The following is an 11218-nucleotide window of genomic DNA, read 5'->3' as shown; positions in this document are numbered from 1 at the left end:
CGGAGCGCGGACTACGGTGTGCCGGAGGGGTGGACCACCATCGCCGAGCCGCCCCCGCGGCGGGTCTTCTCGGCGGCGGCGAGCCATCGGCCGTCGGGGAGGCGCTGGACGCCGGTCGCGGCGCCGATCTCGGGGTTCTGGCGGAAGGCGTGGCCCAGGGCTTCCAGCTCCCTGTGGACCGGGCTGTTCCACAAGCCCGGTTCGAGTTCCGTGGTCGTCTGGTTGCGCTGGCTGGCGCGGGGGGCGGCGATCGCCTCGACCAGGGGCAGACCGCGGTCGACCACGCCCGTCAGGGTCTGCAGGACGGTTGTGATGATGGTGGCGCCGCCCGGCGAGCCCAGCGCGAGCACCGGGCGGGCGTGGTGGTCGAGGACGATCGTCGGTGACATCGAGGAGCGGGGGCGCTTGCCCGGGCCCGGCAGGTTCGGATCGTGGACCGCCGGGTTCGCCGGGGCGAAGGAGAAGTCGGTCAGCTCGTTGTTGAGCAGGAAGCCCCGCCCGGGGACGGTGATGCCGCTGCCGCCCGTCGACTCGATGGTCAGGGTGTAGGCGACGACATTGCCCCACTTGTCGGACGCTGTCAGGTGGGTGGTGTTCTCGCCCTCGTACGTGGTCGGGGCCGCCGTACCGCCCGGGGCGCACGGCTGCGGGTCGCGGGGGTCGCCCGGGGCGAGGGGACTGGTCAGGACCGCGTCGTCCTTGATCAGGCACGCGCGGGAGTCGGCGAACCGCTGGGACAGCAGCTCGCGCACGGGTACGTCCTCGAAGGCCGGGTCGCCGACCCAGCGGCCCCGGTCGGCGAACGCGATCCGGCTGGCCTCGATGAAGCGGTGCAGATAGCGCGTCTGTGAGGTGGCGTCCGTGGAGAGGTCGGTCCGCTCCAGGATGTTCAGCGCCTCACCGACGGTCGTGCCGCCCGAGGAGGACGGCGCCATGCCGTACACGTCGAGGCCGCGGTACGCCATCTTCGTCGGCTTGCGCCGCAGGGTCTCGTACGCCGCGAGGTCCCGCTCCGTGAGGTCACCGGCCCGGACCTTGCGCGTGGCGCCCTCGCGCACCGGGGGGTTCCGCACGGTGCGGACGATGTCCCGCGCCAGGTCGCCCCGGTACAGCGCCCCGGTGCCGTGCCGCGCGAGCTTCTGGTACGTACGGGCGAGGTCGGGGTTCTTGAAGACGGACCCGACCACGGGCAGTTGGCCGCCGGGCAGGAAGAGCTCGGACGAGGCGGGGAAGTCCCGGAAGCGGGCCTCGTTGGCCGCGGTCTGGGCGCGGAAGGTGGCGTCGACGGTGAAGCCGTCGCGCGCCAGCCGCTCGGCGGGCTTGAGCAGGTCCCGCATCGACTTGGTGCCCCAGGCGTCGAGTGCGGCGTCCCAGGTGGCGGGCGTGCCGGGGGTGCCGACGCCGAGCCCGCTGGTCATGCCCTCCTCGAAGGGCAGGGGCTTGCCGTTCTCGTCCAGGAACAGCGAGGAGTCGGCGGAGGCGGGCGCGGTCTCGCGCCCGTCGATGGTGTGGACCTTGCGGCTCCTGGCGTCGTAGTAGACGAAGTATCCGCCGCCGCCGATGCCGGCCGAGTACGGCTCGGTGACGCCGAGCGCCGCGGCGGTCGCCACGGCGGCGTCCACGGCGTTGCCGCCCTTCTTGAGGACCTCTATTCCGGCGGCCGACGCGTCGGGGTCCACGCTCGCGACCGCTCCTCCGTGGCCGACGGCCACCGGAACCTTCGCGGGCGCGGTGCCGCCCGCGCGTTCTGTGGGTGGTGCCGCGGCGCCCACCGAGAGCACCGTCGTGGCCACCGCGGCGAGCGAGACGTACCGTACGTGGGACCGACGCATCCGTACCTCCAGTCAACGGCCGTCCGCGCAGCGTAACTTCGCGACGGCCGCCGTGCCAGGACCGCCTCGAACAGCGGTCCGTGTCCCCGCTACCATGCGCGGCCATGACTGAAGACCTGCTCAACATCGCGCTCGGGGTCGTCGCCACCGGGGTCAGCGCGTCGCTCGGCTGGCTGGCCCGCACGGCCCTGTGGCGCCGCAGGCTCCGCCGCAAGCAGGCCTTCTTCGGGCTGCCCGGGGACTCCGAGTGCATGCTGGTGGTCAACCGTGAGGCGGGCAGCGACGTCGCGGTGCACCGCTTCGACGTGTTCGCGCTGCTGGAGCTCTCGGCGCTCATCAAGGACTGCGGGGCGCACGCCCGGATCACGCAGCACGATCTGACGCAGCAGGGCTTCGGGGAGCGTACGGAGTTCTGTCTGGGCGGGCCCTATTCCAACCGGCGTATGGAGGCGCATCTGCGGACGCTGCTGCCCGGGGTGGAGGTCGATGTGGACACGGAGCCGGGGCCGGACCGCGGCTCGTTCCGGATCGGCACCGAGCGCTATCGGGCGGAGGCCGGCTCCTGCGAGTACGTCCTGCTGGCCCGGCTCACCGCCGGTGAGGGCACCCGGCCGGTCTTCCTCTTCTGCGGGCAGCGGGCGATCACCAATCAGGCGGCGACCCGCTATCTGGTCCGGCACCAGGAGAAGCTGGCCCGCAAGTACGCCCGCCGCGGCTCCTTCGTGCTGCTGCTGAAGGTCGTCAATTCACAGGCCTACGGCCCCGACGTCGTCGAGCTGGTCGCCGATGTGACGGACGCCGCGCGGACCCCCGCCCCGGCGGCGGCCGAGCCCGCCGAGCCCGCCGAGCCCGACCGGGCCGCCGAGGCCGCCGAGGCCGCGGAGGCCTGACCGGGGCGCCGAAGGCCCGCCCGGGACACCCCGGGACCTACCGGGGACGCCGAAGACCTGCCGGAGACGCCGAGACCCGGCGGTGACGCGTTCGCCCGGGGGCGCCCCAGCATCAGGTGGGGGCGTGTTTCGCGCGAGGGGGCGCCCCGGGACCCGGTGGGGGCACGTTCGCGCGCCCTGTCGGCCGTGTCACACCCGGTACCTGCGGAATTCTTCCGGTCCGCGGCAACCCGTCACCTCCGTTCTCCCTCTCTCCCAGGGACGACAGAACGCACCGGAGGTTTCGAGTTGAGCCGCATACGCCCGCGCACCCCGTTCCGCACCGCCGCCATGGCCGGTACGGCGGTTCTCACCGCGGCCCTCACCGCGTGCTCGGGCGGGGGTACGGGGACCGCCCAGGCCGAGCAGAAGGGGAAGCCCGAGACGCGGATCTCGGTGAACCTGACGGGCAAGCAGGCCAAGGCCGGCGAGCCGGTCAAGGTGACCCTCGCCGAGGGCCGGCTCCAGCAGGTGACCGTCACCGACTCGAAGGGCACGACGCTGGAGGGCAAGGTCGCGTCGGACGGCAGGAGCTGGACCTCGGTCCGCAACGCCGCGCCGGGCACGAGCTACACCGTCCAGGCGCGTGACGACAACGGCGGCACCGCGAAGGCCGATTTCGCCACCGCCGAGCCCGAGAAGGTCAACAAGCTGACGCTGGCACCGGGCAAGAACTCCACGGTCGGCATCGCGCACCCGCTGTCGATCGTGTTCGACCACCCGGTGAAGAACAAGGCCGAGGTGGAGAAGCACCTCAAGGTCACGACGTCGAACAACACGGTCGGCTCGTGGGGCTGGATGCAGGACTGGTCGGGCAAGGACCGCGTCGACTGGCGGCCGAAGGAGTACTGGAAGTCCGGCACCAAGATCACCCTGAAGGCCGAGCTGAACGGTGTGGACTCGGGCGCGAACGGCGGCTGGTTCGTCCGCGACTACACGACGAACGTCACCATCGGCAAGAACCAGGTGGTCAAGGCGGACCTGGACAACCACCGGCTGAAGCTGTTCCGGGACGGCGCGCAGGTGAAGGACGTCCCGATGTCGGGCGGTACACCCGGCGGGGACAAGGCCTCGTGGCGCGGGAAGACGGTGCTGATGTCCAAGGAGGGCACGATCAACATGCGCTCCGAGACCGTCGGCCTGGGTGACGCGTACGACAAGATGGTCGACTACTCGATGCGGCTGACCTGGTCCGGGATGTACGCGCACGCCGCGCCGTGGAACGCGCGCTACATGGGCAGCGCCAACAAGAGCTCGGGCTGCCTCGGCATGGACACCCCGGACGCCAAGTGGGTGTACGGCGAGGTCCAGGTCGGCGACCCGTTCGAGGTGGAGGGCGCGGACGCCAAGGGCACGCAGGCGCTGAACAACGGCTACGGCGACTGGAACGTCTCCTGGTCGGACTGGCAGTCCAAGAGCGCGCTGGGCGGCAACTCCCGCTGACACGACGTCCAATAATCGTTACCGGCACGTAACTTACCAACCGGTTACCTCCGGTAAGCCCAGGCGGTTACCTTCGGTTCACTTTTCAAGTGGCCACGAAGGAGTGACCCGTGGGAAACGTGCGCAAAGCCCGCCGTACCTCGGCGGCCGCGGCCGTCTCGGCCACCCTGGTGGCGGGGACGGCCTTCGGTTCCGCCCCCGCCGCGGCGGCCGCACCCGAACGGACGGCGGCGACCGCCGGTATACGGTTCGTCGACATCGCCGGTGACGGTGGCACCGTCCTCAAGGCGAACGTGGTGACCCCGGCGGGCGCCGACGGCACCCGCCGGTACCCCGTCATCGTGCTGCCCACGAGCTGGGCCATGCCGCAGGTCGAGTACCTCGCCCAGGCGAAGAAGCTCGCCGACTCCGGCTATGTGGTCGTCAGCTACAACTCCCGGGGGTTCTGGCAGTCCGGCGGACACATCGAGGTCGCGGGCCCGCCGGACGTCGCCGATGCCTCCAGGGTCGTCGACTGGGCGCTGGCGAACACCCCCGCCGACCCGGAGAAGGTCGGCATGGCGGGCGTGTCGTACGGCGCGGGCATCAGCCTGCTGGCCGCCGGACACGACAAGCGGATCAAGGCTGTCGTCGCGATGAGCGGCTGGGCCGACCTCATCGAGTCCATCTACAGCGGCCGTACGCAGCACCTCCAGGCCGCCTCGCTGCTGGGCGGCGCCGGCTACCTCACCGGCCGACCCAGCGCCGAGCTCCAGCAGGTCCTGCGCGACTTCCTCTCCTCCAACCTCGCCAAGGAGCAGGAGATGATCGCCTGGGGCGCCAAGCGCTCCCCCGTCACCCAGCTGGACCGGCTCAACACCAACGGCACCGCCGTCATGCTCGGCAACGCCTGGGGCGACACCATCTTCCCGCCCAACCAGTACGCCTCGTTCTACGAGAAACTCACCGGCCCGAAGCGGCTGGAGCTGCGCCCCGGCGACCACGCCACCGCCGAGGCCACCGGCCTGCTCGGACTGCCGAACGACACCTGGACCAACGCCCACCGCTGGTTCGACCACCACCTCAAGGGCGCCGCCAACGGCATCGACGAGGAGCAGCCGGTCCAGCTCAAGTCCCGGTCCTCCGGCGGCTACGAGGGGTACCCCGACTGGAAGTCGGTCGGCGCGAACGAGCGCAAGATCGCTCTCGGCGGCTCCCGGCGGATTCACGCGAACGTCGACTCCGGCGCCAACGGCGGTGTCGTACTGCTGTCGAATGCCCTGGACCAGTTCCTGAAGCTGCCGCCCGTGGCCTCGATCCCGCTGCTGCCCCGCTCCTTCGCCGCCGTCTGGCAGTCCGAGCGCCACGCCTCCGTGCAGCGCGTCAGGGGCACGGCGAAACTGCACACCACGGTCACCAGCACCAAGGAGAGCGGCACCCTCGTCGCGTACCTCTACGACGTGGGTCCTCTGGGCCTCGGGAAGCTGGTCAGCAACGCGCCGTACACCTTCCACGACAAGACGCCCGGCAAGCCGTTCACCGTGGACCTGGAGCTGTTCTCCACCGCCTACGACGTCCCGGCCGGCCATCGCCTCGCCCTGGTCGTCGACACCGTGGACCCGCTGTACATCGAACACAACCCGTCCGGCGCACGGCTGACCTTCTCCTCACCGTCGTCCGACCCGTCGTACGTGTCGGTTCCGCTGCGCGAGGAGTGATCTCCGGCCGCCGCCGGGCGGGCATGGGCCGTGCGGTGCTGCTGTGATCTCCAGAAAAGTCCCGTGCGCCCGACCCGGTGCCAGCGCAAACTATCCATCGCGAAAAGGGACTTCATGCCATCGACACGCATAAAAGCGGCAATAGCCGTATTTACTGCAGTCAGCCCTCGGCGGCTTCGGCGTACACCTGGAAGAGCTCCGGAGAACCGCTGATCGCCCAGTCCAGACCGGCCTCGACCACATGGATCTCGCGGCCCGAGGCGAGCGTGACCACGGGGTGACCGCCGGGGGTGAGCCGCCAGGCCGCACCCGGCACCGTCCGTACGATGACCGTACCGAGATACAGCCCCGCGTCGTTGCCCAGCCAGGGCAGTTCCTCGGGGTCGTCGCGCCAGCGCGGCGGCAGTTGGTCGATCGCTCCCAGGGAGGCCGGGGTGTCGTCGAGTCTCACCCCGTACTCCTGGACCCTGGCGCGCAGCAGTTCACACTCGGCGAGCACATCGGCGAGGCCCTCCGGGTCACTTTCTACGGGTGCCGCCGGCGATCCGGCGTCGTCCCCGCCGTGCCGCTTGCGCCAGGCGTCCAGGAAAGGGATGTTCATACCGCCCAGCGTCGCACGTCTACACGTCCAGGTCGACGACGACCGGGGCGTGGTCGGACGCGCCCTTGCCCTTGCGCTCCTCGCGGTCGACGAAGCTGTCCTTGACGGCGTCCGCGAACGGCTTGTTGCCGTACACCAGATCGATGCGCATGCCCTTGTTCTTGGGGAAGCACAGCTGGCGGTAGTCCCAGTACGTGAACGGGTGGTCGTACTTGAGGGGACGGGGCACCACATCGGTGAGCCCGGTCTCGCGCAGCCCGGCCAGCGCGGCCCGCTCCGGCGCGGTGACGTGCGTGGCGCCCTCGAACAGGGAGACGTCCCAGACGTCGTCGTCGGTCGGCGCGATGTTGAAGTCGCCGAGGACCGCGAAGGGGCGTGGGCCCGCTGCGTCGTCCGCGACCGCGCCCTGGAGCGCCTCCAGCCAGCGGAGCTTGTAGGCGTAGTGGTCGTGGGCGATCTCACGGCCGTTCGGCACGTACACCGACCAGACCCGGACCGGGCCGCAGGTCGCCGAGATGGCCCGGGGCTCCGCCACGCCCTCGTACTCCGGCCCGCCGGGCAGGCCGTGGACGACGTCCTCCAGGCCGGCCCGGGAGACCAGGGCCACGCCGTTCCACCGGCCGGTGGCGTGCACCGACGACTCGTACCCGAGGTCGCGGAGCTGCTCGGTGGGGAACTGCTCCGCGGTGCACTTGGTCTCCTGGATGCACAGCACGTCCGTGCCGCTGCTCTCCAGCCAGGCCAGCAGCCGGGGCAGCCGGGCGGTGATCGAATTGACGTTCCAGGTGGCGATGCGCATGACGGCAAGCCTAGCGGGGGCCTGTGACAGTCCCGGGTGCCGCCCGTCAGAGGTCGGTGGAGTCCCCGGGGGTCAGCCGCCCGTGGTCGGTGCCGCCGAGGCCGCCGATCTGGCGGTCGTAGATGGGCCGCGCGAGGTCGGTCAGGAGCGCGTCGTGGATGTCGATGGCGCGGCGCGGTTTCACCTCGCGCACGTAGTCGATGACCTCGGAGATCTTGTTCCAGGGCGCCATCACCGGGAGCATCAGGGTGTCCACGGGCCGGTCGGGGACGGTGAGGGCGTCGCCGGGGTGGAAGACCGAGCCGTCCACGAGGAAGCCGACGTTGGTGATCCGCGGGATGTCGGGGTGGATGACCGCGTGCAGTTCGCCGTGGACCTGGACGTCGAAGCCGGCCGCGGTGAAGGTGTCGCCGTGGCCGACGGTGTGGACACGCCCGGGGAAGGCAGCCGAGATCCGCTCCGCGACGCTGCGCAGGGTCCAGATCTCGGCGGCCGGGTTGCCCTCCAGGGCCGCCCGCAGGCGTCCCTCGTCGAAGTGGTCCGGGTGCTCGTGGGTGACGAGGACGGCGTCGGCGCCGAGCGCGGCGTCCTGCTCGCTGAACCCGCCGGGGTCGATGACGAGCGTGCGCCCGCCCTTGTCCAGGCGGACGCACGCGTGGGACTTCTTGGTCAGCTTCATGGAGGTCATCTTCCTCCTGTCGCCGCCGTCACGCCCCGGCCGCGGTGGTGCTACGCCTCGGGCGTGGTCTCCTCCCGGATCACCGCCTGGGCGACGCGGAAGGCCGAGTTGGCGGCCGGGACGCCGCAGTAGATCGCCGTCTGGAGGAACACTTCCTTGATCTCCTCGGGCGACAGGCCGTTGCGCAGGGCGGCGCGGGTGTGGAAGGCGAGCTCGTCGAGGTGGCCGCCGGCGATCAGCGCGGTGAGGGTCACGGCGCTGCGGGTGCGGCGGTCCAGGCCCTCGCGGGTCCACACCTCGCCCCAGGCATAGCGGGTGATCAACTCCTGGAAGTCTCCGGTGAAGTCGTCGGCGGCGGCCGTGGCGCGGTCGACATGGGCGTCGCCGAGCACCTCTCGGCGCACCTTCATACCGGCGTCGAAGGGGTCGGGCCGCCCGCCGGGTGCGGGAGGCGCGGCCTGCGGGACGGCCACGGGCTGGGACACGGGGGCGACGGGGACGGCGTGCGCCTGGGCGGGCGGGGCCAGGGCGGGGACCATGGGCGGTGCCGGGATGGCGGTGAGGGTGTCCTGCCAGGAGGTGGAGAAGTGCCGTACGAGCAGCTCGGTGACGGCGGCGGGCTGTTCGACCGGGGCGAGGTGGGAGGCGCCGGGAACGACGGCGAGCCGGGCGTCGGGGATTCCGGCGACGAGGGTGCGGGCCTCGGCGGGTCCGGTGACCCGGTCCTCCGAGCCGACGAGGACGAGGGTGGGTACGCCGACCCGGCCCAGGTCCGCCCGGACGTCGAAGGCGGCGAGCGCCTCGCAGGCGGCGACGTAGCTGCCGGGGTCAGTGGTGCGGACCATCTGCACGGCCCATTCGACGATGGCGGGCTGGGCGGCGGCGAAGCCGGGGGTGAACCAGCGCTCGGGTGCGGTGCGGGCCATCGGGTCGAGGCCGTTGGTGCGGACGATCACGCCGCGCTGGCGGAATTCGTCGGCGGTCCCGAAGCGGGGTGAGGAGGCGACCAGGGCGAGTGACGCGAGGCGGTGGGGGGCGCGCAGCGCGAGGTCGATGCCGATGGCGCCGCCGATGGAGCAGCCGGCGTAGCCGAAGCGGTGGATGCCGAGCGCGTCGAGGGTGGCGAGCAGCCGGTCGGAGAGCTCGTGCACGGCGGTGGCGGGGTGCGCGGGGGCGCCGCCGTGGCCGGGGAGGTCGAAGCGGAGGACCCGCCACTGACGGGTGAGCTCGGGTATCTGCCGGTCCCACATGTGCCACGTGGTGCCGAGCGAGGGCCCCAGGATGAGGACCGGCGCGTCGTCGGGGCCGTCGGTCCGGTACTGGAGCGTGCTGCCCGGCGCGGGCTGTGGTCGGGGCGTCTGCGTCTGAGTCTCACTCACTCGCTCCAGGGTAGTGAGCGGAATCGACCTGTCCGGTTCAGGGGGTGGCGGTCGAGACGACGTAGACGCGCGGAACGGCCGGGTCGGTGAGGTCGACGGTGATGTCCTGGCTGGGCCGGGGGTCGGCCTGCCGGTGCGTGGTGGCCGACCAGTCCTGGTCCGCCGGGAACTCCCAGCCGACGGTGGCCGCGTCGCGCTCGCTGATGGTGACCGCGCCGGCCCGCAGTTCGGAGCGGCTGGTGCCGACGTCGTGGAGGAAATCGTCGAGGCCCGTGCCGCTGGTGGTGAACTGCACGTACAGCCGGCTCGACTTCCAGTTGCTGGTCTCGAAGTAGGCGACGTGGGTCGAGCCGGCGGGGATCGGCACTTCGAACACACGGCGCTTCATCTTGGAGGGCCAGCTGTCCTGGAGGCCGCTGACGGAGGACTCGGCCTCCTTGTCGCGACCGCTGTCGCGGCTCTGCTCGGCGGAGATCACCAGGTAGCCGGCGGGGATGCCGATCAGCAGGACGATCACGATCGCGGTGAGCCAGCGGCGGCGGATCATGCGCCGCCTTTCCTCGGGGGAGGCGGGCTGGTGGAGCACGGTCATGATCACGGTTCCTGGGTGGTGCGGGTGCTGCGGCCGGTGCTGCCGTTGCGGATCGCCTGGGCGTACCGCTCGTAGCGCTCGTGGCGCTCCACGCGGCGGCGGTTGGCGCGGCGGAAGCGGCGCGCGACGAGCCGGGCGAGGTCGGCGGCACCGACCATACCCGCCTCGGGGCCGAGCTGGGCCTTGGTGATCCGGGCCTCGGGGCGGTAGCCGCGGCCGGTGAGGTGGCGGCGGAAGGCTTCCCGGGCGGGCCCGATGAGCAGGTCGTCCGCGGCGCTGACGCCGCCGCCGACGACGAAGCAGGAGGGGTCGAGGGCGGCCGCCAGATTGGCGATGCCCACGCCGAGCCACTGGCCGATGTCCTGGAACAGCTCGATGCACATGGCGTCGCCCTCGCGGGCGAGCTCGGTGATCAGCGGGCCGGTGATGTCGGGAATGCTGCCCTTCACCCGCTCGATGATGTTGTAGGCGACCGGGGAGTCGGCTGCCGCGAGTTCCCGGGCCTCCCGGACCAGCGCGTTGCCGGAGCTGTACTGCTCCCAGCAGCCGCGGTTGCCGCACGGGCAGCGGTGGCCACCGGGCACGACCTGCATGTGCCCGAACTCACCGGCGACGCCGTACTTGCCGCGCTTGACCTGGCCGTCCTCCAGGATGGCGCCGCCGATCCCGGTACCGAGGGTGATCATGACCAGGTGGTCCTCGCCCCGGCCGGCGCCGAAGCGCCACTCCGCCCAGGCGGCGGTGTTGGCGTCGTTGTCGACCATGACGGGGACGGCGAGGCGGGCCTGGAGGGAGTCGCGCAGCGGCTCGTTGCGCCAGGCCAGGTGCGGGGCGAACAGGACACGGCTGCGGTCGGCGTCGACCCAGCCCGCGGCGCCGATGCCGACGGCGTGGACGTCGTGCCGGTCGGAGAGGTCGAGGACGAGTTCGGTGATGGTGTCCTCGACGACCTTGGCGCTCTTGGACTTGTCCGGCGTCTCGGTCTTGATCTTCTCCAGGATGACGCCGTCGGCGTCGACCACCCCGGCCATCACCTTCGTGCCGCCGATGTCGATACCGACGGTCGGCACACGGGGCGCCGTCAGGTGGGAGCGCCGTTCGCGGGCGGAGACGGTCCTCAGGACCGTGGCGCGAGCGGAGCCGCTGGGGGTCCCCCCTGCCCGAGCCCCGAGGGCCCGGGGGAGGGTGAAGTCACGGTACGTGCTCAACGGTCCTGTCGTCCCTGAGGGGTGGGGGCCGGGTGGTGTGGGGGGTCCGGCGGCGGACG

General features: G+C 71.7%; 10 protein-coding genes. 3 read left to right on the top strand and 7 right to left on the bottom strand.

From position 1 onward, the window contains the following. Positions 1 to 11: 11 nt before the first annotated feature. On the bottom strand, positions 12 to 1832 hold the full coding sequence (gene ggt / locus ACY34K_RS23295; RefSeq protein ID WP_462750199.1) for a gamma-glutamyltransferase: 1821 nt from the start codon (positions 1830 to 1832) through the stop codon (positions 12 to 14). A 104-nt stretch (positions 1833 to 1936) separates the two neighbouring features. On the opposite strand from ggt, the gene ACY34K_RS23290 reads away from it, so the two are divergent. The 3 genes from ACY34K_RS23290 (at position 1937) to ACY34K_RS23280 (ending at position 5901) form a co-directional block, all read left to right on the top strand. Beyond that, complete coding sequence (locus tag ACY34K_RS23290) at positions 1937 to 2722, top strand: hypothetical protein (RefSeq protein WP_462750197.1); 786 nt, start codon at positions 1937 to 1939, stop codon at positions 2720 to 2722. A 330-nt stretch (positions 2723 to 3052) separates the two neighbouring features. Next, positions 3053 to 4204 (top strand): L,D-transpeptidase, encoded by a 1152-nt coding sequence (locus tag ACY34K_RS23285; RefSeq protein WP_462750291.1) that lies wholly within the window; start codon positions 3053 to 3055, stop codon positions 4202 to 4204. 110 nt (positions 4205 to 4314) lie between these two features. Next, on the top strand, positions 4315 to 5901 hold the full coding sequence (locus tag ACY34K_RS23280; RefSeq protein WP_462750196.1) for a CocE/NonD family hydrolase: 1587 nt from the start codon (positions 4315 to 4317) through the stop codon (positions 5899 to 5901). A gap of 160 nt (positions 5902 to 6061) precedes the next feature. Here the strand turns inward: ACY34K_RS23280 and ACY34K_RS23275 are convergent, their stop codons facing one another. The 6 genes from ACY34K_RS23275 to ACY34K_RS23250 are packed head-to-tail and all read right to left on the bottom strand — an operon-like array spanning position 6062 to position 11159. Then, positions 6062 to 6502, bottom strand: coding sequence for a DUF6278 family protein (locus ACY34K_RS23275; RefSeq protein ID WP_462750194.1), 441 nt, complete (start codon positions 6500 to 6502; stop codon positions 6062 to 6064). A 19-nt stretch (positions 6503 to 6521) separates the two neighbouring features. Further along, the gene (locus ACY34K_RS23270) at positions 6522 to 7301 is read right to left on the bottom strand and encodes an exodeoxyribonuclease III (protein WP_462750192.1); all 780 of its coding nucleotides are present in this window, start codon (positions 7299 to 7301) and stop codon (positions 6522 to 6524) included. Positions 7302 to 7347: 46 nt separating this feature from the next. Continuing rightward, positions 7348 to 7980 carry an MBL fold metallo-hydrolase gene (locus ACY34K_RS23265; protein WP_462750289.1) on the bottom strand — a complete coding sequence of 211 codons (633 nt, stop codon included), beginning with the start codon at positions 7978 to 7980 and terminating at the stop codon, positions 7348 to 7350. A 50-nt stretch (positions 7981 to 8030) separates the two neighbouring features. Further along, entirely contained in the window at positions 8031 to 9368 is a 1338-nt protein-coding gene (pcaDC, locus tag ACY34K_RS23260) for a bifunctional 3-oxoadipate enol-lactonase/4-carboxymuconolactone decarboxylase PcaDC (protein WP_462750287.1), read from the bottom strand. A 28-nt stretch (positions 9369 to 9396) separates the two neighbouring features. Beyond that, the gene (locus ACY34K_RS23255; RefSeq protein ID WP_462750190.1) at positions 9397 to 9951 is read right to left on the bottom strand and encodes a hypothetical protein; all 555 of its coding nucleotides are present in this window, start codon (positions 9949 to 9951) and stop codon (positions 9397 to 9399) included. A gap of 2 nt (positions 9952 to 9953) precedes the next feature. After that, positions 9954 to 11159, bottom strand: a complete 1206-nt coding sequence (locus ACY34K_RS23250) for an ROK family glucokinase (protein WP_462750188.1) — start codon at positions 11157 to 11159, stop codon at positions 9954 to 9956. Between the last annotated feature and the right edge of the window lie 59 nt (positions 11160 to 11218).

The organism is Streptomyces sp. STAM6 (assembly GCF_054963715.1).
The sequence above is the reverse complement of the archived record's forward strand: the minus strand, read 5'-3'. Positions and strand labels throughout refer to the sequence as shown.

Coding starts and splice junctions, on each gene's coding strand:
- ACY34K_RS23290 (WP_462750197.1), top strand. CDS start 1,937: ATGACTGAAGACCTGCTCAACATCGCGCTCGGGGTCGTCGCCACCGGG.
- ACY34K_RS23275 (WP_462750194.1), bottom strand. CDS start 6,502: ATGAACATCCCTTTCCTGGACGCCTGGCGCAAGCGGCACGGCGGGGAC.
- ggt (WP_462750199.1), bottom strand. CDS start 1,832: ATGCGTCGGTCCCACGTACGGTACGTCTCGCTCGCCGCGGTGGCCACG.
- ACY34K_RS23255 (WP_462750190.1), bottom strand. CDS start 9,951: ATGACCGTGCTCCACCAGCCCGCCTCCCCCGAGGAAAGGCGGCGCATG.
- ACY34K_RS23265 (WP_462750289.1), bottom strand. CDS start 7,980: ATGAAGCTGACCAAGAAGTCCCACGCGTGCGTCCGCCTGGACAAGGGC.
- ACY34K_RS23285 (WP_462750291.1), top strand. CDS start 3,053: ATGGCCGGTACGGCGGTTCTCACCGCGGCCCTCACCGCGTGCTCGGGC.
- ACY34K_RS23270 (WP_462750192.1), bottom strand. CDS start 7,301: ATGCGCATCGCCACCTGGAACGTCAATTCGATCACCGCCCGGCTGCCC.